Consider the following 19288-nt stretch of genomic DNA (forward strand, 5'->3'; position numbering starts at 1 on the left):
GGACGGCTCAGAAGTTGATCATGTGGCCCGCGAGGCCGTGGATCGCCTCCTGCAGCGCCTCCGACAGGGTCGGGTGGGTGTGCACGTTGCGGGCCAGCTCGTTGACCGTCAGGTCCCACTTCTGAGCCAGCGTCAGCTCGGGCAGCAGCTCGGAGACGTCGGGGCCGATGAGGTGGCCGCCGAGGAGTTCGCCGTGCGTCTTGTCGGCGACGAGCTTGACGAAACCGGTCGGGTCGCCGAGGCCGTGGGCCTTGCCGTTGGCGGTGAACGGGAAGGTCGCGACCTTCACGTCGTAGCCCTCGTCGATCGCCTGCTGCTCGGTGAGGCCGAAGCTGGCGACCTGCGGCTGGCAGAAGGTCGCGCGCGGCATCATCCGGTAGTCGCCCAGCGCCAGCGTCTCCGCGCCGCCGATGGTCTCGGCCGCGACCACGCCCTGCGCCTCGGCGACGTGGGCCAGCTGCAGCTTGGCGGTGACGTCACCGATGGCGTAGATGTGCGGCACGTTGGTGCGCATGTAGTCGTCGATGGCGATGGCGCCGCGCTCGGTCAGCTGCACGCCGGTGTTCTCCAGGCCGTAGCCCTCCACCCGTGGCGCGAAACCGACGGCCTGCAGCACCTTGTCGACGGTGACGGTCTCGATCGCGCCGGACTTGTTGTCCTTGATCGAGACGGTGACCTTGGAACCGTCGTCGTCGATCGACTGCACGGCCGCACCGGTGGTGATGGTGATGCCGAGCTTCTTGTACTGCTTGGTGATCTCCTTGGAGACGTCGACGTCCTCGTTCGGCAGGGCGCGGTCGAGGAACTCCACGATCCGCACGTCCACGCCGTAGTTCTTCAGGACGTAGCCGAACTCCATGCCGATCGCGCCCGCGCCGACGATGAGGATCGAGCCGGGCAGGTCGCGGGTGAGGATCTGCTCCTCGTAGGTCACGACGTTGTCCGAGAGCTGGGTGCCCGGCAGCAGACGGGTGGTGGTGCCCGTGGCGATGATGATGTTGTCGAAGGTGATCGACTCGGAGCCGCCCTTGGACAGCGCGACGTCGAGCGAGTTCGGGCCGGTGAAGGTGCCCTTCCCGTCGAACTCGTCGATCTTGTTCTTCTTCATCAGGAAGTGCACGCCCTTGACGCGCCCGTCCGCGACCTTGCGGCTGCGGTCGAAGGCGACGCCGAAGTCGAAGCTCGCCTCACCGGAGATGCCGAAGGTCTTGGCCTCCTTGGTGAAGATGTGGGCGAGCTCCGCGTTGCGCAGCAGGGCCTTCGACGGGATGCACCCGACGTTCAGGCACACGCCACCCCAGTATTTCTGCTCGACAATCGCTGTTCGCAGGCCGAGTTGAGCGGCGCGGATCGCCGCGACATAACCGCCGGGACCAGCGCCGAGAACGACGACATCGTAGTGGGAAGTCACGGCATCGAGCCTAACTCTGTTTCCGGGTGCGCACCCACCCGTCCCCCGCTTCGGTGAGGTACCCGCCGGTAATGGAGAACCGGGCGCGCAGGGCGAGGAATCGCGCGCCACCGACCAGCGCCGTCACGACCAGCACCGCGCCCGCGCGGGCGGGCTCGCCGAGCCCCGGCGCCACCGCCGTGAGCCCGGCCAGCGCGGCGGTGCTCACCAGCAGCCCGGCCAGCGCGAGCCCGCCGCCCTCCCACTGCGCGGTGCACCAGCCGACCCGGCCCGCGGCCCGGAAGGTCAGCCTGCGGTGCAGTTCGTTGGCGATCGCCGTGCTCACGATCGAGCCGGCCACATTGGCGGCCAGCGACCCGCATCCGGCGCAGGCGAGGAAACACAGGAGGTAGGCGAGATTGCTGGTCCCGCCGACCAGGGCGAACCGCGCCAGCTGGGCGAGCGGGTGGTCGCCCGGCAGCGATCGCCGCGACGGCGCCGCCGGCCGGGCCGGGACCGCGACGACGGGGCGGACGGGGGCGTATGCGGTGCTGTTCACGAGCAGTACGGTCGCCGACCCCGCTGACGCCGGACTGACGCCGCCCTGACACGGCGCTTGCGCCGGACACGACCCGGCGCCGTCAGCGGACGTGTCAGGGCGGTGTCAGGGCGATATCAGCCGCACCGGCGACGGTGGGTCCCATGAACAGCACAGCGATCGCCGCCTCCGGACTGCGGAAGTCCTACGGGGACAAGACCGTTCTCGACGGCGTCGACCTCACCGTCGGCGCGGGCACCATCTTCGCCCTGCTCGGCCCGAACGGCGCGGGCAAGACCACCACGGTCAACATCCTGACCACCCTGCTCACCGCCGACGCCGGCACCGCGCGGGTGGCGGGACACGACCTCGCCACCGAGACGAGGGCGGTCCGCGCGGCGATCGGCGTCACCGGGCAGTTCGCGGCGGTGGACGACCTGCTGACCGGCGAGGAGAACCTGAAGCTGATGGCCGACCTGCACCGGCTGCGCGGCGCGGACGGCAAGCGGGTGGTCGCCGGGCTGCTCGACCGGTTCGACCTCACCGCGTCGGCCCGCAAACCCGCCGCGAGCTACTCCGGCGGCATGCGCCGGAAGCTCGATCTGGCCATGACCCTGGTGACCCGGCCCCAGGTCGTCTTCCTCGACGAGCCGACCACCGGCCTCGACCCGCGCAGCAGGCGCACGATGTGGGAGATCGTGCGCGAGCTGACCGACGACGGCGTGACCATCTTCCTCACGACCCAGTACCTCGAGGAAGCCGATCAGCTCGCCGACCGGATCGCCGTGCTCGATCAGGGCCGCGTGGTCGCCGAGGGCACCGCGGACGACCTCAAGCGCCGGATCCCCGGCAGCCACGTCCGGCTGTGGTTCGCCCGCGCCGAGGGGCTCGCCGCCGCCGCGGCCGCGCTGCCCGCCGGCACCGCCGACGCGGACGCGCTCACCCTGAGCGTCCCCGGCGACGGCGGCTCCGCCGAACTGCGGGCCCTGCTCGACCGGCTCGCCGCCCACGACATCGAGGCCGAACGGGTCTCGATCCACACCCCCGACCTCGACGACGTCTTCCTCGCCCTCACCGGGCGCGCCACCACGGAGGCCTGAGCACCATGAGCACCCCCACCGCCGCCCTGTTCGACTCCTCGGTGATGTTGCGCCGCAACTTCACCCACATCACCCGCTCCCCCGTCACCCTCTTCAACGCGGCCCTGATGCCGGTGGTGATGATGCTGATCTTCGTCTACGTCTTCGGCGACGCCTTCGACGTGGGCGGGGACTACATCGACTACGCCGTGCCCGGCATGCTCATGCTGGCCATCAGCTACGGGCTGTCCGGCACCGCGGTGTCGGTGAGCTCGGACATGACCACCGGAGTCATCAATCGCTTCAAGGTCATGGACGTCTCGCGCGGCGCGGTGCTCACCGGTCACGTGGCGGCGAGCATGCTGACCAACGTGGTCGCGATCGCCGCGGTCCTCGCGGTCGGGTTCGCGCTGGGCTTCCGCTCCCCCGCGACGGCGGCGCAGTGGCTCGGCGCCCTCGGCGTCCTGCTGGCCACCGCCTTCGCGGCGGCGTGGCTGACCGTCGCGCTCGGCATGGCCGCCAAGACCCCCGAGGCCGCGGGCATGTCGGTGGTGCCGCTGATCATGCTCCCCTTCCTCAGCAGCGCGATCGTGCCCGCCGACAAGATGGGCCCCGGTGTCCGGCAGTTCGCCGAATACCAGCCCTTCACCCCGATCATCGAATCCGTGCGTGGCTTCCTGACCGGCGCCCCCTCGGCGGGCCACACCGTCGCCGCCCTGGCCTGGTGCGCGGGCTTCGCCGTCGTGGGCTACCTCTGGTCGCGCGCCACCTTCACGAAGCGGGCGTGACCGCCCCGGCGCAACCCCGCTCCACGCCCCGGTGCGCGATCCGCCACCGGGGCGTCGCGGCGTCTCCGCGCCTAGGCGGCCAGCGTCGCCGCCAGCAGCTCGGCGCGGTCGGCCTCGCTGCCCTCGCGCGACGCGTCGGCGAACCCCGCCTCGCCCAGCCGCTCCCGCGTCTCGCGTTCGACGGCGGCCGCGCGCGGATGGGAGCGATCGGGCAGGCCGCGGGCGGCGACACTGGCCGCCAGCAGGCGCGCGGCCTGGGCATGGTCGCCGGAGCGGCGGGCGAGGTCGGCGACGCCGACGAGCACGAGGGCGATCAGCGGCGCGTGCCCGGCGCGGGTCGCGGCCTCGGCGGCGACCCGGAAGTGCGCGCGCGCCTCGGCGAGGTCCTCCGCGAGGTAACCCAGCAGGACGTGCACCATCGCACGGACATTCGGCTGCTCGGCGTCCGCGCCGAGCAGGGTGCGCGCCAGCTCGATCTGCCCGCCCGCCGTGGCGGTGTCGCCGCTCCAGAGCGCCAGTTCGGCGCGGGCGAGGGCGACTTCGGCCAGGGCGGTCGGCCAGGCGGTCCGATCGGCGCGGCGCTGGGCGTCGGCCAGCGCGGCCGCGCTCTCCTCGGGCCGGTCGAGCAGCCAGTGCAGCTGGGCCTGCCGCGCGCGCATCGCAACCACGTCCTCGATCGCGCCGACCTCGGTGACCACCGCGATGGCCTCGTCGTACAGGGCGATGGCGGCGGCGAGGTCGCCGCGCAACGCGGTCCGGGCCGCCAGTTCGGTCAGCGCGAAGGACATGCCCCACCGCTCCCCCAGCGCACGGAACTCGGCGAGCGCCTGCGTCAGGTACTCGTCGGGCTCCGGCCCCTGATCACCGAGCACGGTCCGCAGCTTGCCCAGCTGGAGCCGGGCCAGGGCCCGCGACCACGGATCGCCGTCTGCCAGCACCGCTTCGAAGGCGGGCAGGAACTCCTCCGGACCGCCGAGCATGCGTTCGAGCGCGGCGGTGAAAGCCAGGGCGGGATGGCCGCCCCGCGCGGCGCGGCCGTACCGGTGCGCCTTGCGGATCCACTCCGCGACCTGCTGTTCGTCGTTGCGGCCCGAGGTCACGAAGTGCACCACCAGGCCGTAGACCAGGGCGCGGGTCTCGTCGTCGACCTCGCCGGGCAGCTCGGCGGCGGCGATGACGAGTTCGGTGCCCTCGCCCTTGTGCCCACCCAGCCACCAGTACCAGCCCGCCGCCGCGGCCAGACCCATGGCCCCGGCCGCGTCGCCCGCCGCGAGCGCCCCGCGCATCGCCGCCGCCAGGTTGTCGTGGTCGGCCTCCAGGACGGCCAGCCAGTCCAGCTGCTCCGCCCGGCGCAGATGCGGTTCGGCGGTGGCGGCCAGGCCGGTGAAGTAGGCCAGGTGCGCGCGGCGGGCCGTCTCGGCGTCGCCCGCCTCGGCGAGCCGGTCGGCGGCGTACTGCTTGATGGTCTCCAGCATGCGGAAGCGCGGGCTGTCGTCGGCGGTGACCACCAGCAGCGACTTCTCGGCCAGCGCGGTCAGCAGCTCCAGGACCTCCTGGCCCTCCCCGCCCGCCCCGCCGTCGGCGCACACCTGTTCGGCGGCCTCCAGACTCGCGCCGCCCGCGAAGACGGCCAGGCGGCGCAGCACGAGACGCTCGGCGTCGCTGAGCAGTTCCCAACTCCAGTCGACGACCGCGCGCAGCGTCCGGTGCTGCGGGATCGCGGTGCGGCTGCCGCCGGTGAGCAGCCGGAAGCGGTCGTCGAGGCGGCGGGCGAGCTGGTCGAGGGACAGGGTGCGCAGGCGGGCGGCGGCCAGTTCGATCGCCAGCGGAATCCCGTCGAGTGCCCGGCAGATCCGGGCCATGGTCGCCCAGGTCGCGTCGTCGGTGGCGAGGTCGGTCCGGAAGGCGCTCGCCCGATCGCGCAGCAGCGCGACAGCCGGGGATGCCTCGATCTCGGCCGCGCCCGCCCCCGGCGCGGGCAGCGACAGCGGCGCGACCTGCCACAGCGCCTCCCCGGTGATGCCGAGCGGCTCGCGGCTGGTGGCCAGGATCCGCAGCCGGGTGCACTCGCCGAGCAGCCGGTGGGCGAAGGCGGCGGCCGCCTCGATCACGTGCTCGCAGTTGTCAAGGATCAGCAGGGTCTCGCGGTCGCGGATGGCGGCGATCAGCCGGTCCATCGGCTCGGCGCCGGGCGCGCCGCCGAGGAACGCGTCGCGGAAACCGAACGCGGCCAGCGCCGCCTGCGCGGGATCGGCGCCGCCCTCGGAGCCCGCGAGCTCGACCAGCCAGGCGCCCTCGGGGAGGTCGTCGAGCATGGTCCGCGCGGTCTCGACGGCGAGGCGGGTCTTGCCCGAGCCGCCGGGGCCGGTCAGCGTGGTGAGCCGGTGCGCGGCGAGGAGTTCGCGCACCGCGGCGATGTCGGTGTCCTTGCCGACGTAGCTGGTCAGCTCCGCGCGCAGGTTGGTGACGCGCTCCGCGGGCCGGGCGCCGACCTCGCCGCGCAGCAGCGCGACATGCAGGGCCGAGAGTTCGGGCGACGGGTCGGCGCCCAGCTCCTCCGCCAGCGCCTCGCGCGCCTGCTGGTAGGCCGACAGCGCCTCGGCGGCCCGGCCCGCCGCGGCCAGCGCGCGCATCCGCGCGGCGACCAGTCGCTCGCGCACCGGGTGCTGGGCGACCAGGTCGGTCAGCTCGGCGACCAGCTCGGCGCCGCGGCCGAGCCGGATCTCCGCCTCGTACAGGTCCTCCAGCGCGTCCAGCCGCAGCCCTTCGTAGCGGGCGATCACGGCGACCACGTCGGGGCCGTCGCCGAGGTCGGTCATGGGGTCACCGCGCCACAGCGCGGCGGCTTCGCGCAGCAGCCGCGCCCGCTCCGCGTCGTCGGCCCCACGTGCCCGGTCGACCAGCCGGTCGAAGCGCACGGCGTCGACGTCCACCGGATCGATCACCAGGCGGTATCCGCCCGGCTGGGCCTCGAGCGAGCCCTCGGGCAGCGCGCGGCGCAACCGGGAGACCAGGGCCTGCAGCGCGTTGGCGGCGTCGGCGGGCGGCTGCTCGCCCCAGATCCAGTCGACCAGTTTGGTCTTGGACACCGCGCGGCCCGGCTCGAGCGCGAGGGTGATCAGCAGCGCCCGCAACCGCGCGCCGGGAACCTCCGTCGTTCCACCGTCCGCGGTCCGGATCTCCAGTGGCCCAAGCATCCCGATCTGCACCCGCCCATTGTGCCCGCGCCGTCAACCGGCCGCTCACCGCCCTTTTCGCGTCCGGAGGGCGGCGTCAGGCCGGTGTCAGGCCCGTGTCAGCGGCGGCGGTGACAGTGGTGGCACCGACGAACACGAACCGAGGAGAACACCGTGCACACCTTCGCCACCCCGAAGCCGATCGCCGTCGCCGTCGACGTGCTGGCCGCCGACGTCACCGTCACCGCGTCCGAGCGCACCGACACCGTGGTGGTGGTCCGCCCCGCCGACGCGGGCAAGAAGGCCGATGTCCGGGCCGCCGCGCAGACCACCGTCGACTTCGACGGCGCCACCCTGCGTGTGGTCACCCCGAAGTCCTGGCGCACCCACACCCCGTTCGGCGGCAATCCCGCGATCGCGGTGCGCGTCGAGGTGCCGTCCGGCTCGACGCTGAAGGCCACCGCCGGGGTGGGCCGGGTGCTCGGTGCCGGCGCACTCGGCGAATGCGAGCTGGCGGTGTCGCTGGGCGACATCGTCCTCGAATGCCCGCAGGGCTCGGTGACGGCGAAGACCGCCAAGGGCGACATCCGCATCGGCGAGGCCGTTCGCGGCGAGATCCGGCTGGAGACGGCGATGGGCGAGCTCGAGGTCGGCATCCGGCCGGGTAGCGCGGTGCACCTGGAGACCGTCGCCGCCTCCGGCCCCGTCCGCGACACCCTCGCCCCGGTCGGCGCCGAACCGGCCGACATCGTCCGCGTCTTCGCGCGCAGCACGCTCGGCAACATCGTCATCCGGCACGCCACGCCCGCCTGAGCCGAGGTCCCCCGCCGCCTCACCGCGGCCGGGCCGCGACGCGCTCGGACCCGAGGCCGGTCAGGACGGCCGCGAGATTGTGGGCCGAGGTGCGCGGCACCTTGCCGCCGGGACCGTCGTCGAAGCGCGGGTAGTCGCTGTGCCCGGCCGCGCCGCCGTACGCCGCGCCGCCGACCACCGAGGCGCCGGTCTCCAGCGGGATCCAGCCCGGCGTGTTCACCGGATTCCAGCCGAAACGGTTCAGCCGGGCCACCGCGTCGTCCGGGGTGGCCATCGTGAACGTGTGGCCGGGCGGCAGCCCGTAGTCGTCGCCGTCGACGATCTCCGACGGCGTCCGGGGCGAACCGTGGCCGGGCGGGCCGCCACCGAGCCCCGGCGACCCGTACAGGACGACGTCGTCGACCGCGTGCACGCCGCGGGCGCGGAGTTCGCGCAGCGCGAGGCTGGTCGTGGTCGAACCGTAGGAGTGGCCGAGGGCGGTGACGTGCGCGTCGGCGTTTCCCGAGACCCGCCGGGCGATGTCGAGGCCCTCGTAGAAGTCGGCGAGCGCCCGCGCGCCGTTCTCGGCGCGGTGCTGGGTGACGACGCCGGCCACCCCGGCCAGCGCCCCGACGGGATCCCTCGCGACGCCGCCGGGGGAAACACGCTGCGGCGGTTCGTAACCCAGCCAGGCGATCGTCGCCACGGTTCGATCCCCCCGATCGTGGCGCGTCAGCAGTTCCCGCGCGTGCGCGCGCAGGTCGTGCGCCTGGTCGACCAGGCGGGCGAGGGAATCCGTGGCGTTCGTGTTCAGGCCGGGCGTCGTCACCGCGACATGGTTCGCGGTGTCCGGGTCGCCGATCGCGACCACGGCCTTCACCCGCTCGCCGCTGCTCGCGTCGAGTGACAGGAGAAGCCGGGGCGAGCCGGCCGTGCCGGTCGTTTCCACCACGCTCCGCACCGCGCGCAGGTCGTCGAGCCGGGTCCGGGCGACGAGCCGCGCCTGCGGGCTGCCCGCCTGGGCGAGCTGTGTCCGCAGCTCGCGCTCGGTGTAGTCGAGCAGGCTCCGGTTGGCGCGGTCGCGTGCCGCGGCGGGGAGACCGTCGAGCGCGCCGATCAGCTGCGGCCGGGTCGTGACGAGGAAGCCGCGCTGGTCGCCGGTGAGGGAGTCCCACCACGCCCGGGTGGCGGCGATGTCGGCGTCGGCGGTCGGCCGGTCGGCGCCGGGTCGCGCGGGCAGGTCGCCGAGCGCGGCCGAGGCGGGCGCCATCGCGCGCAGCGCCAGCACCGCCTCGGCGATGGCGGGGGCCCAGCGGGCGTCGAGGCGATCGAGGTCCGCGGCCAGGTTGCGGAGCCGGAGTGTGGTGTCGGCGTTCTCGTCCGGGTCGGGCAGGCCGGTCACCTCCCAGCTGTCGGAGACCGCGCCACCGGCGTTCTCCACGACGCCGACCAGGGCGCGGAGTTCGCCGACCGGATACGCCATGGCCCTGGCCGCCGCGCGGCAGTTCGAGCCGATCCTGCTGTAGGCGTCGATCACCCGGCCGAGGCCGGTCCATTCCGCGTCGGCGCGTCCGAGCGCGGCGGCGCAGGCGGCGCCGGACCAGTCCAGGTCGTGCACGGCGCGGCGCATGCCGGACCGGATCGCGTCGAGGCCGGATTCGATGCCGGCGCGAGCGCCCTCGGGGTCGATGGTGTCCGCCACCTCGTCCAGCCCGGTGACGTCCCAGCCGAGCACCCGGCTCTTCGTCGGCATGTTCACCGGGCGGGTTCCTGATCGAGGGCGGTGACGGCGGCGATCCGCGCCGCGGCCGCGACGTCGGTGCCGTCGTAGAACGTGGCCGCGGCGTCGAGGAGCTGACCGTACTCGTGCAGGCGGGCGGCCACGACCCTGATCGCCTGTGCGCTGGCTCCGTCCGCGTCGGCCAGCGCGGCCGCGATCCGCGATCCCGCGACCGCGTTCCGGGCGCGGGCGGCGTCGAGCGACGGCACCGTGGCCGGGTCCGAGACGTCGTCGCGTAGCGACCACATCGTGTTCATGGTCAGCCGCAAGTTCTCCGGATTCACCGCGAGCATGGCCCCGCCCCCTTCACCGTGCGCGGGGGCAGCCATCGCGGATCCCCCGACCACATCGACTGTGTCGACGCGTCACCCCCCACCCGGGTCGGCGCGTCGGTCGGAGGCTAGCAGGCGACCCGTCGCGGCCGCCGGGAAATCCCAGGACAGGAGGGGAGACCCGCCGGTCAGCCCGCCCAGACCCGCGCCGCGACGCGGTGGAAGTTGCCGCCGAGGATCTTCGCGCGTTCGTCGGCGCGGAAACCCCGATCGGCGAGCAGGTCGTCGATGCCGGGGAAGCCGGAGCGGCCGAGGAGGTCCTCCGGCGGAACCCACTGCAGCGGGCCCCATCTGGTGTACCAGTCGGAGAACGCGCCGGGGTTGTCGCGGATCTCGTCGTTGAATTCGGCGCCGTCGAAGGAGATGTCGGAGCCGAGGCCGATGTGGTCGACGCCGACCAGATCGACGCCGTAGCAGATGTGGTCGACCATGGCCGCCACGCGTTCGGCGCGGGCGCCGGGTTCGTTGTGGCCGAGGAAGATCCCGACGCCGTTGACGCCGATGACGCCGCCGGTCGCGGCGCAGGCCCTGGCCTGCTCGTCGGTGATGTTGCGCGGATGTTCCCACAAGGCGGCGAAATTGGCGTGGCTGTAGATCATCGGCGCGGTGGTGTGCGCGGCGATGTCGAGGCCGGTGCGCGCCGAGCAGTGCGCGCCGTCGGCGAACATGCCGACCTCGTTCAGCGCGCGCACCAGGTCCTTGCCGTAGGCGGTGAGCCCGGTGTCCTCGGCGTCCATGCAGCCGCAGCCCGCCGCGTTGGCGTGGTTGTAGGTGGGCAGCAGCGACCGCACGCCGAGCCCGTAGAACATCGCCACGTTGTCGAGGTCGCCGCCGAGCGGGCGGGAGTCCTCCAGATCGAAGGCCAGGGCGATCCGGTCGGGGTCGCCGATGTCGTCCAGGGACGCGACCAGCCGGAAGCGGGGGTCGGCCGCGGTCTGCGCCCGGAACCGCGTCAGCAGGGCCAGCGAGTCCGCGGTGTCCTGCGCCGAGTAGCCCACGTTGACCGACAGGTAGGAGCCGAGCGGATAGCGGGCCAGGTCCTCGATGCGCGCGCTGTGCCGCAGGGGCAGGCAGCAGTGCTGTTCCCAGATCATCACCGTGGTCACCTCCGTGTCGACGCGACGACTGTCGATCCTACGTTCGGCGTTCGGGCCGCGGCCGTGCCGCGACTAACGGCGCGCCGGATTCGCGCGATCCACAGGTGAATTCGTTGTTCGCCGTAGCCAGGGGGTGCGACATGGGTCGCGTACTTCTCCTTCTGCTGAGCGTCTCGCTCGGCACCCTCCTCTCGGCGGCGCCCGCCGCCGCCGACCCGGGCTCGTGCGAGGTGGGCTGGGGCTCGCTCGACAAGTCCGACGCCACCACCGGCCGCGCCCCGCTCTCCGACGTGCGCGCGGGGCGCCACGAGTGCTTCGACCGGCTGGTGATCGAGGTGGCCGGACCGGTCACCGGCTACCGGGCGGGCTATGTCGGCTCCGTCACCATGGACGGGTCCGGCCAGGCCGTGCCGCTGCGCGGCGGTGCCTTCGTCCAGGTCACCGTGCACGCCCCCGCCCACGACGACGCGGGCCGGGCGACCTACCTGCCCGCCGACCGCGCCGAAGCCGTCCCGACCGGGGGATACGACACCTTCCGGCAGGTCGCGTGGGCGGGCTCCTTCGAGGGGCGGACCACCTTCGGGATCGGCGTCCGCGCCCGCCTTCCGCTGCGGGTCTCCACGCTGGAGGGACCCGGTTCCGGCTCCCGCGTCGTGGTGGACGTGGCGCACCGCTGGTGACCCTCGGCAACAATGTGGGGATGAGCGGCGTTGAGCAGAACGTGACTGATCCTTACCTGTGGCTCGAGGACGTGACCGGTGAGCGGGCGCTGGAGTGGGCGCGGGAACACAACGAGGTCGCCGGGGCGCGGTTCGCCGCCTCCGAGCGTTTCGCCGCGCTCGAGCAGCGCATCCTCGACGTTCTCGACGACGACACCCGCATCGCCTACCCGGGCAGGCGCGGCCCGTGGCTGTACAACTTCTGGCGCGACGCCGAGCACCCGCGCGGCCTGTGGCGGCGGACCACCTTCGACTCCTACGCCACCGACGACCCCGACTGGGACGTCATCATCGACGTCGACGCCCTGGCCGCGGCCGAGGACGAGAACTGGGTGTGGGCGGGCGCCGGTGTCCTGCGCCCCAGTCAGTCGCTGGCCCTGATCAAGCTCTCGCGCGGCGGCGCCGACGCCACGGTGGTCCGCGAGTTCGACATGGAACGTCGGGTGTTCGTCGACCCCGCCGACGGCGGCTTCGCGCTGCCCGAGGCCAAGTCGCGCGTCGGCTGGATCGACGCGGACACCGTCTACGTCGGCACCGACTTCGGTCCCGGCTCCCTGACCGACTCCGGCTATCCGCGCGTGGCGAAGAAGTGGCGCCGGGGCACCGACCTGTCCGAGGCGGAGACCGTCTACGAGGGCGAGCCCTCCGACGTGTCGGTGACCGTCGGCTACGACCGCCACCCCGGCTACGAGCGGCACTACGTCGGCCGGGCGACCGACTTCTACAACGAGGAGATCTACCTCCTCGGACCGGACAACGAGCTCACCCGGATCGACACCCCGACCGACGCGGACGTCAGCTGGTACAAGGACTACCTCACCGTCCGTCCCAAGCAGGACTGGACCGTCGGCGGGACCACCTATCCGGCCGGCTCGCTGCTCGTCACCGATTTCCCCGCGTTCCTGGCGGGCGAACGGGATTTCGAGGTTCTGTTCACCCCCGACGCGCACACCTCGCTGTACACGTGGGGCTGGACCGAGAACCACCTGCTGCTCACCACCCTGCGCGACGTGCAGACCGAGCTGGCGGTGCTCACCCCCACCGCCGAGGGCTGGCACAGGCGGCCGCTGACCGACGTGCCGCCGATGTCGACCACCAGCATCATGAACACCGACCCCCTCGAGGGCGGTGACGAATTCATGCTCAACACGTCGGGTTTCACCGATCCGGGCACCCTGCTGGCGACCTCGGTGGGCGGCGAGACGGTCCGGCTCAAGCAGCAGCCGTCGTTCTACGACGCCGAGGGCATCGTCACCGAACAGTTCTTCGCCACCTCCGACGACGGCACCCAGGTGCCGTATTTCGTGCTGCGCCACCGCGACACGATCGGCGCGCCCGCGCCGACGATCATGTACGGCTACGGCGGGTTCGAGGTCTCCCAGACCCCCGGTTACACCGCGCTGGCCGGGCTGGCCTGGCTGGAGAAGGGCGGCGTGTACGTCATCACCAACATCCGCGGCGGCGGCGAGTACGGCCCGCAGTGGCACACCTCGGTGCTGAAGGAGAACCGGCACAAGGCCTTCGAGGACTTCGCCGCCATCGCCCGGGACCTGGTCGCCCGGGGCGTCACCACCGCCCCGCAGCTCGGCGCGCTCGGCGGCAGCAACGGCGGCCTGCTGATGGGCGTCATGCTGACCCGCTACCCGGAGCTGTTCGGCGCCATCGTGTGCAAGGTTCCGCTGCTCGACATGAAGCGCTACCACCTGCTGCTGGCGGGCGCGTCGTGGGTCGCCGAGTACGGCGACCCGGACGACCCGCGGGAGTGGGCCTACCTGAGCGAGTACTCGCCGTATCAGAACACCGACCCGGACCGCGCCTACCCGCCGCTGCTGCTGACCACCTCCACCCGCGACGACCGGGTCCACCCCGGCCACGCGCGGAAGATGGCGGCGCTGCTGGAGTCCCAGGGCCGCACGGTCTGGTACTACGAGAACATCGAGGGCGGGCACGGCGGGGCGGCGGACAACAAGCAGGCGGCGTTCCAGTCCGCGCTGTCCTACGAGTTCTTCACCCAGATCCTGCGCGAGGGACGCGCCTAGCGGATCGTCAGCGGTCGCGCAGCCACTTCTCGACGACGTCGACGGTGTCGCCGGGGTTGGTGATCCAGCCGTTGTGGCCGAGGTTCTCCCGCTGGAACCAGCGGGAGACCTGGGCCGCGGGCATCTTGCTCAGGAGATGGTCGGCCGAGGACTGCGGCGCCCACTCGTCACCGGCGATGGTGATGGACAGGACGGGGAACTTCAGCCGGGCCATCCGCTCCTCGTAGTCGATATCGGCGCCGACGGGGACGAACCGTCCGGTGCGGGCCAGCCGTGCCCAGTCCGACATGAGCACCTTGGACTGCCTGCCGAAAGCCCTGGCGCCGCCGAGCATGTCGCCGGGCCAGTACCCGGCCAGGCTGGAGGCGATGGTGACCGCCGCGGTCCCCATCAGCATGCCGGGGCTGAGCACGCCTCGGTAGCCGCGGAAGTACGGCGTGCCCGAGGCGACCAGGATCAGCCCGCCGATCCGGCCGCGGGCCCGCGCGGCGTACATCGCCGAGAGCTGGCCGCCCATGCTGTGGCCGAGCAGGTAGGGGGTGCTGCCCGGGAAACGGTCCCGCACGACCTGCAGGGTGGCGGGGAAGTCCACCGAGGCCAGTTCGTGGTACCCGTAGGTGCTTTCGGCGCCGGGCCGGTGCGAGGAGTCGCCGTTGCCGCGCAGTTCGCCGATGGCGACGTCGAAGCCCCGGGCGGCCAGCTGGTCGCCGAAGTACTCGTAGAACTCCCCGGGGACCGCGAGGCCGGGGACGATGACCACGACGGGGCGAGGCGCGTCGGGGGTGATGGGGTGCCGGTGCGCGCCGCGGGCGGGCAGCAGGCGCACCGGCAGGGTGCTGCCGTCGGGTACCTGGATCGGAACCGTTTCGACGCGGGGCATCTCAGGCCCCGACCGCGCCGAGGATCACGCGGCTCAGGACCCGGATGACGTCGTCGAGCGGCGGCCGCGGGTCGGCGCCGCTCCAGCCGTCGACGACGTAGTTGACCGCGCCGATGATGGCGAGCACGCGCATGTCGTAGTCGCCCGGCGGGATCTCGCCCTGCATCGCCGCGTCCTCGGCGGCCCCGGCCAGCAGGGAGCCCCAGACGCGCCGCAGCTCGATCCGCAGCTTCTCCACCTTGGGGCCTGCGCCGACGACCTCGACCAGGGCCACCCGCGCCTTGCGCGGGTCGGCGCCGATCGATTCGATGTAGGCACGCACGGCGGTGTCGATGGACTCGAGGGCGGTGCCGTCGGTCTGGGCCTCGAGGGCCGCGGCGACGGCTTCCCGGGATTCGCGGTCGATCTGCTCGTAGAGCTCGAGCAGTAGCGACTCACGGCCGGTGAACTCCTCGTAGAACTGCCGCGACGACAGCCCGGCGTCCTTGCAGATGGCGCCGACCGAGCTATTGGCGTAGCCGTCGCGCGCGAAGACCGTGAGGCCCGATTCCAGAAAACGCGCACGCCGCTGGCGTTGCCGGTCCTCTACGGGCTGCCCGGCATACATACGTCCCGTATTCGCATCCTGTGACATTGGCGCTGACAATACCGAAGGGCCCGATCCCCTCGTCATGGATCGGGCCCTTCGGCTGCCTGCCCGGCTTACCGCGCGTTAGCCGGGCAGTAGCTCATGCCTGAGCTCAGTTGCCGGAACCCTGCACCGAGCCCGTGCTCAGCGAGCTGGTCAGCAGGCCGAGGAGCAGGGTGAGGATGTTGCCGTCGTTGGAAGTATCGGTGATGAACAGCATGGTGACTCCAAGAAGATACTGCGTGACATCGCTGTCACTGGCCATTTGCCAACACGGACCTTACACAGACCGAATGTGACTACGCAGTGTTTTAGAGTATTTCGATCACTTTTTTCCGAACGCCGGTCAAGACGCCGGAACCTCGGGCTCCCCCAGGCTCAGCATGAGCCGATTGGCCCAGGAGAACGACGCGGTCGACAGCACCAGATCGTGGATGTCGCCGTCGCCGAAGCCCAGCGCCCGCAGCCGCGCCAGCTCCGCGCTCGCGTCCCGCGGCGGGTGCGCGGCCAGCGCGGCGGTGAAGTCGATGATCGCGTCCCAGCGCGCGTCGAGACGAACCCCGGTGCCCTCGTCGAGCAGCCGCTGGACGTCCTCGGCGCGCTTGGAGAGCTGGCTGGTGAACCGGGAGTGCACGGACGCGCAGTACTCGCACCCGTTGTGCCGCGAGGTCACCGTGGCGGCCAGCTCGCGCTCGGCGCGGGTCAGTCCCTCGCGGCTGTAGAAGATGTCCTTGTCGTTGGCGCTGCGCTCGGCGAGCACCTCCGGGTTGCGGGCCAGCAGGCGGAAGTACGGGCTCTGCCCGCGCTGCCCTTCCAGCAGCGGCCGCTGGGCCTCGTCGGCGTCGGCAAGGGCGATGGGCTCGACCCACGGCACCCAGTCGAGGACCTCCTGGGTGAACCCGGCCGGACGCCTGCCCGGCTCGACATCTCGCACTTCGCTCACGCGGATTCTCCGATCAGGGCGAGGCCGGCGATCAGCCGGGCCTGGTAGTTGACGAAGCCGACCAGCTGCGACACCGTGACGATGTCGCGCTCGGACAGTCCCGCCGCGAGCAGGACGTCGAGGTGCGCGCGGGTCGCCGTCGCCGGGGCGGTGGTCAGCCGGGCGGCGTGCAGCAGGGCCGCGGCCAGGACCGCGTCCCCGGCCGAATCCGCTTCGGTACCGGCGCTTCCCGCGCGGCGGGCGTAATGGGCGGCCAGCTCCTTCGACTCGGCGAGCGTGGCCACGTGCGCGGCGACCGCGGCCAGGCGCTCGGGCCCGAAGGCCCGGCCCGCCGGCCCGTCGAACAGTGCGTCGTGCACGCCCTGGGTCCGCGCGAGGACCTCAGGGCGCGCGGCGCGCACCGCCCGCACCCGCTCGGCGGTCGCGGCGCCGAGCGCCGCGTCGATGACATCGGGGGTCCGCGCCGTCGCGGTCATTCCCCACCCCTTTCACTGGTTGACCAGCCGAGGCGCGGTGCGACCTCGGTGGCGAGAAGTTCGATGGACCGCAGGGTGGCCCGCTGGTCGGGGTCGACGGGATGGACCTGCACGATCAGGTCCGTCGAGGCGGTGACCGCGTCGTCGGCGGCCAGCCGCTCCGCCACCTCGTCCGGCGTGCCGACCACCGAATCCCGCAGCACCTCCTCGACGGTGGCGCCGAGGCCGGTGATCCCCGCGGCGCGCAGATGCTCGAGGAAACGCACCGCGCCCCGATGGGCCCAGCGCGTCGCCTCGGTGTGTTCGTCGGCGACGAACACGCTGCGGGAGGCACCGATCCGCCCGGTGGCGCCCGCGGGCAGCGCGGCGCGGTACGCCTCGATCAGGCGGGTCTGCACGCCGTCGAGCGGTTCGCCGGGCCGGTCCGGGTCGCGCGGCTGGGTGCGCGACAGCAGCAGCCCCGCGCCGTCGGCGCCCGCCCGCTCGGCGCCCGCCCGCGAGAACGTGGCCTGCCAGGTCCGGTCCCGCAGCCCGGGCGCGGGCGGGTGCAGCGGGCGCCCGGGCAGCAGCTCGGCGCCGTCGAGTGCCGCGGCGACCGCGGCCAGCCTCTCGGCGTAGACCCGCTGCCGGTCGGCGCTCTCGACCCCGAAGAGCGCGAACGCGCTCGCCGAACCGCCGCTGCCGAAACCGAGTTCGAGCCTGCCGCCGGAGAGGGTGTCCAGCACGGCGGCGTCCTCGGCGACCCGGATCGGGTCCTCCAGACCGAGGGTGACAATGGCCGTGCCGAACCGGATCCGCGGGAACCGGGCGGCCGCGTGCGCCAGGAAGACCAGAGGGCTCGGCAACCCACCCTCGTCCGGGTCGAGGTGGTGCTGGGCGACCCACGCGGTGTCGTAGCCGAGCCGCTCGGCGAGTTCGATCTGCTCGAGGGTGTCGGCGTAGACCCGCGCGGCGGTGTGCGTGTCGGCCGGGCGGACCAGCCGGGTGAACAGGCCGAGGCGCGTCATGGGCTCACCTTTCCGAGATAGGCGTCGCGGATCGCCGGATCGTCGAGGAGTTCGGTCGCGGTGCCGCGCAGCACGATTTGCCCGCCGCGCAGCACGTTGCCGGTGTGCGCGATGGACAGTGCGAGTTCGGCCTGCTGCTCGACGATCAGGATGGCCAGCCCGAGTTCGGCGTTGAGCCGCGCGATCTCGTCCAGCACCCGGTCGACGAACAGCGGCGACAGCCCCATGGTCGGCTCGTCCATGCAGATCAGCCGTGGCCTGCTCATCAGGGCGCGGGCGAAGGCCAGCATCTGCTGCTCGCCGCCGGACAGGGTGCCCGCCTGCTGGGCACGGCGTTCGCGCAGGCGCGGGAAGTGCTCGTAGAGCTCGGCCGCCCGCGCCGCGAGCACCGATCGCCGTTCCTTGCGGATGTAGCCGCCGACGTAGAGGTTCTCCTCCACCGTCATGGCCGGGAACACCCGGCGCGCCTCGGGCACCGAGGCCAGCCCGGCCTCGATCCGCGCCGCGGGCGAGGAGGCGCTGACATCGCGTCCGTCGATCCGGATCGTGCCCGAGGTCGGGCGCAGCAGGCCGAGGGCCGTCTTCATGGTGGTCGACTTGCCCGAGGCGTTGCCGCCGAGCAGGGACACGATCTGGCCGGGCCGCACGCTCAGCGACACCTCGTCGAGCGCCTTGGACGGCCCGTAGTGGACGGTGACCCGGTCGAATTCCAGGATGGGTGTGGCGTTCTCGTCATTCGGCACCGACGATCACCTTCTCTGTCGCTGCGGCGGGCGCCGGGGTGGCCGCGGCCGTCCGCGACCGCCTGCGGCCCAGATACGCCTCGATGACGCGCTCGTCGGACTGGATCTGTTCGGGCGTGCCCTCGGCGATGATGCGGCCCTCGTCGAGCACGATGACCCGGTCCGAGAGCGAGTTCACCAGTTCCAGTTTGTGTTCGACCAGCACGATGGTCTGCCCGGCCGCCTTGAGCTCGGCGAGCTGGGCGCCGACCTCGGCGGTCTCGGTCTGGTTCATGCCCGCGGCCGGTTCGTCGAGCAACAGCACTCGCGGCCCGAGCGCCAGCGCGCGGGCGATCTCGGTGCGTCGGCGGTTGGCGTAGGACAGGGTGTAGGCGTGGTGCTCCGCGCGCGGCGCCAGCCGTTCGGAGAACCGCTCCAGCTGCTCGGCGATCACCGCCTCGGTGGCCCGGCGCTCGGCGCGCACCGCGGGGGTCGGCACCAGCGTGAGCACCAGTTCGGCGAGCAGCGGGACCCAGCGCAGCAGCGGGAACCGCGCCGCGCGCTGCCACGGCCGGGCCGCCCGCAGCGTCGTGTGCAGCCCGATCTCCACGTTCTCCCGGACCGTCAGATTGCCGAACACCCGGCCGTTCTGGAAGGTGCGGGCGATCCCGGCCACGGCCGCGGCCTCCTGCGAGCCGGGCCGCAGCGCGACCCCGTCGACGAGCACCCGGCCCGATTCGGGCTTCAGCACGCCGGAGATCAGGTTGACCGTCGTGGTCTTGCCGGACCCGTTGGGGCCGATGATCGAGACGAACTCCCCCTCGGTGACGCTCAAGCTCACCTCGTCGACCGCGCGCACGCCGCCGAAGGACCGGCGCAGGCCCGTCACGGTCAGCACCACG

At 72.7% G+C, this 19288-nt stretch carries 18 protein-coding genes; 5 read left to right on the top strand and 13 right to left on the bottom strand.

The annotated features are described in order from the left end of the window. Positions 1-7: 7 nt before the first annotated feature. Together lpdA and ON36_RS25810 are read right to left on the bottom strand one after the other, a co-directional pair. Positions 8-1411 carry a dihydrolipoyl dehydrogenase gene (gene lpdA / locus ON36_RS25805; RefSeq protein WP_043658743.1) on the bottom strand — a complete coding sequence of 468 codons (1404 nt, stop codon included), beginning with the start codon at positions 1409-1411 and terminating at the stop codon, positions 8-10. Positions 1412-1421: 10 nt separating this feature from the next. Continuing rightward, positions 1422-1949 (bottom strand): GtrA family protein, encoded by a 528-nt coding sequence (locus ON36_RS25810; RefSeq protein ID WP_157225007.1) that lies wholly within the window; start codon positions 1947-1949, stop codon positions 1422-1424. A gap of 143 nt (positions 1950-2092) precedes the next feature. Here ON36_RS25810 and ON36_RS25815 point away from each other — a divergent pair, with 143 nt between their 5' ends. Both ON36_RS25815 and ON36_RS25820 read left to right on the top strand, forming a co-directional pair. Continuing rightward, complete coding sequence (locus ON36_RS25815; RefSeq protein ID WP_043658745.1) at positions 2093-3028, top strand: daunorubicin resistance protein DrrA family ABC transporter ATP-binding protein; 936 nt, start codon at positions 2093-2095, stop codon at positions 3026-3028. A 5-nt stretch (positions 3029-3033) separates the two neighbouring features. Continuing rightward, positions 3034-3795 (top strand): ABC transporter permease, encoded by a 762-nt coding sequence (locus ON36_RS25820; protein WP_043658746.1) that lies wholly within the window; start codon positions 3034-3036, stop codon positions 3793-3795. 71 nt (positions 3796-3866) lie between these two features. On the opposite strand, the gene ON36_RS25825 is transcribed toward ON36_RS25820, so the two are convergent. Next, complete coding sequence (locus ON36_RS25825; RefSeq protein WP_043658748.1) at positions 3867-7004, bottom strand: AfsR/SARP family transcriptional regulator; 3138 nt, start codon at positions 7002-7004, stop codon at positions 3867-3869. A gap of 141 nt (positions 7005-7145) precedes the next feature. Between ON36_RS25825 and ON36_RS25830 the strand changes: the two genes are divergently transcribed. Further along, positions 7146-7784: a DUF4097 family beta strand repeat-containing protein gene (locus ON36_RS25830; RefSeq protein WP_043658750.1), complete on the top strand. Its 639-nt coding sequence runs from the start codon at positions 7146-7148 to the stop codon at positions 7782-7784. Between the two features lie 19 nt (positions 7785-7803). Here ON36_RS25830 and ON36_RS25835 read toward each other — a convergent pair whose 3' ends face one another. The 3 genes from ON36_RS25835 to ON36_RS25845 all read right to left on the bottom strand — a co-directional run bounded on the left by ON36_RS25835 (position 7804) and on the right by ON36_RS25845 (position 10969). Then, the gene (locus tag ON36_RS25835; protein WP_043658753.1) at positions 7804-9516 is read right to left on the bottom strand and encodes an alpha/beta hydrolase; all 1713 of its coding nucleotides are present in this window, start codon (positions 9514-9516) and stop codon (positions 7804-7806) included. A gap of 2 nt (positions 9517-9518) precedes the next feature. Next, the gene (locus ON36_RS25840) at positions 9519-9872 is read right to left on the bottom strand and encodes a hypothetical protein (protein WP_157225009.1); all 354 of its coding nucleotides are present in this window, start codon (positions 9870-9872) and stop codon (positions 9519-9521) included. A 131-nt stretch (positions 9873-10003) separates the two neighbouring features. Further along, the gene (locus ON36_RS25845; RefSeq protein ID WP_174377614.1) at positions 10004-10969 is read right to left on the bottom strand and encodes a dipeptidase; all 966 of its coding nucleotides are present in this window, start codon (positions 10967-10969) and stop codon (positions 10004-10006) included. Positions 10970-11112: 143 nt separating this feature from the next. Here ON36_RS25845 and ON36_RS25850 point away from each other — a divergent pair, with 143 nt between their 5' ends. Further along, positions 11113-11652, top strand: coding sequence for an AMIN-like domain-containing (lipo)protein (locus ON36_RS25850; protein WP_043658758.1), 540 nt, complete (start codon positions 11113-11115; stop codon positions 11650-11652). A gap of 20 nt (positions 11653-11672) precedes the next feature. After that, on the top strand, positions 11673-13730 hold the full coding sequence (locus ON36_RS25855) for a prolyl oligopeptidase family serine peptidase (protein WP_174377613.1): 2058 nt from the start codon (positions 11673-11675) through the stop codon (positions 13728-13730). Positions 13731-13737: 7 nt separating this feature from the next. Here ON36_RS25855 and ON36_RS25860 read toward each other — a convergent pair whose 3' ends face one another. The 7 genes from ON36_RS25860 to ON36_RS25890 all read right to left on the bottom strand — a co-directional run bounded on the left by ON36_RS25860 (position 13738) and on the right by ON36_RS25890 (position 19287). Beyond that, positions 13738-14610, bottom strand: a complete 873-nt coding sequence (locus tag ON36_RS25860) for an alpha/beta hydrolase family protein (protein ID WP_043658760.1) — start codon at positions 14608-14610, stop codon at positions 13738-13740. A 1-nt stretch (position 14611) separates the two neighbouring features. Then, positions 14612-15217: a TetR/AcrR family transcriptional regulator gene (locus ON36_RS25865; protein WP_052314353.1), complete on the bottom strand. Its 606-nt coding sequence runs from the start codon at positions 15215-15217 to the stop codon at positions 14612-14614. Positions 15218-15584: 367 nt separating this feature from the next. Continuing rightward, positions 15585-16181, bottom strand: coding sequence for an alkylhydroperoxidase domain protein (locus ON36_RS25870; RefSeq protein ID WP_043658763.1), 597 nt, complete (start codon positions 16179-16181; stop codon positions 15585-15587). Beyond that, on the bottom strand, positions 16178-16657 hold the full coding sequence (locus ON36_RS25875) for a hypothetical protein (protein ID WP_052314355.1): 480 nt from the start codon (positions 16655-16657) through the stop codon (positions 16178-16180). The genes ON36_RS25870 and ON36_RS25875 overlap by 4 nt, the downstream gene beginning before the upstream one ends. Continuing rightward, positions 16654-17664 carry an LLM class flavin-dependent oxidoreductase gene (locus ON36_RS25880; RefSeq protein WP_043658764.1) on the bottom strand — a complete coding sequence of 337 codons (1011 nt, stop codon included), beginning with the start codon at positions 17662-17664 and terminating at the stop codon, positions 16654-16656. Before ON36_RS25880 ends, ON36_RS25875 begins: the two co-directional genes overlap by 4 nt. Beyond that, positions 17661-18407: an ABC transporter ATP-binding protein gene (locus ON36_RS25885; protein WP_043658765.1), complete on the bottom strand. Its 747-nt coding sequence runs from the start codon at positions 18405-18407 to the stop codon at positions 17661-17663. Before ON36_RS25885 ends, ON36_RS25880 begins: the two co-directional genes overlap by 4 nt. Continuing rightward, positions 18397-19287: an ABC transporter ATP-binding protein gene (locus ON36_RS25890; protein WP_052314356.1), complete on the bottom strand. Its 891-nt coding sequence runs from the start codon at positions 19285-19287 to the stop codon at positions 18397-18399. Before ON36_RS25890 ends, ON36_RS25885 begins: the two co-directional genes overlap by 11 nt. Between the last annotated feature and the right edge of the window lies 1 nt (position 19288).

It is taken from the genome of Nocardia thailandica NBRC 100428, from assembly GCF_000308795.1.
In the GTDB taxonomy this organism is placed as follows: Bacteria; Actinomycetota; Actinomycetes; order Mycobacteriales; family Mycobacteriaceae; genus Nocardia; species Nocardia thailandica.

Excerpts from the sequence above, each read along its gene's own strand:
- ON36_RS25820 (WP_043658746.1), top strand. The coding sequence starts at position 3,034 with ATGAGCACCCCCACCGCCGCCCTGTTCGACTCCTCGGTGATGTTGCGC.
- ON36_RS25845 (WP_174377614.1), bottom strand. The coding sequence starts at position 10,969 with ATGATCTGGGAACAGCACTGCTGCCTGCCCCTGCGGCACAGCGCGCGC.
- ON36_RS25815 (WP_043658745.1), top strand. The coding sequence starts at position 2,093 with ATGAACAGCACAGCGATCGCCGCCTCCGGACTGCGGAAGTCCTACGGG.
- ON36_RS25840 (WP_157225009.1), bottom strand. The coding sequence starts at position 9,872 with ATGGCTGCCCCCGCGCACGGTGAAGGGGGCGGGGCCATGCTCGCGGTG.
- ON36_RS25850 (WP_043658758.1), top strand. The coding sequence starts at position 11,113 with ATGGGTCGCGTACTTCTCCTTCTGCTGAGCGTCTCGCTCGGCACCCTC.
- ON36_RS25835 (WP_043658753.1), bottom strand. The coding sequence starts at position 9,516 with ATGCCGACGAAGAGCCGGGTGCTCGGCTGGGACGTCACCGGGCTGGAC.
- ON36_RS25875 (WP_052314355.1), bottom strand. The coding sequence starts at position 16,657 with ATGACCGCGACGGCGCGGACCCCCGATGTCATCGACGCGGCGCTCGGC.
- ON36_RS25865 (WP_052314353.1), bottom strand. The coding sequence starts at position 15,217 with ATGTATGCCGGGCAGCCCGTAGAGGACCGGCAACGCCAGCGGCGTGCG.
- ON36_RS25880 (WP_043658764.1), bottom strand. The coding sequence starts at position 17,664 with ATGACGCGCCTCGGCCTGTTCACCCGGCTGGTCCGCCCGGCCGACACG.
- ON36_RS25860 (WP_043658760.1), bottom strand. The coding sequence starts at position 14,610 with ATGCCCCGCGTCGAAACGGTTCCGATCCAGGTACCCGACGGCAGCACC.
- ON36_RS25855 (WP_174377613.1), top strand. The coding sequence starts at position 11,673 with ATGAGCGGCGTTGAGCAGAACGTGACTGATCCTTACCTGTGGCTCGAG.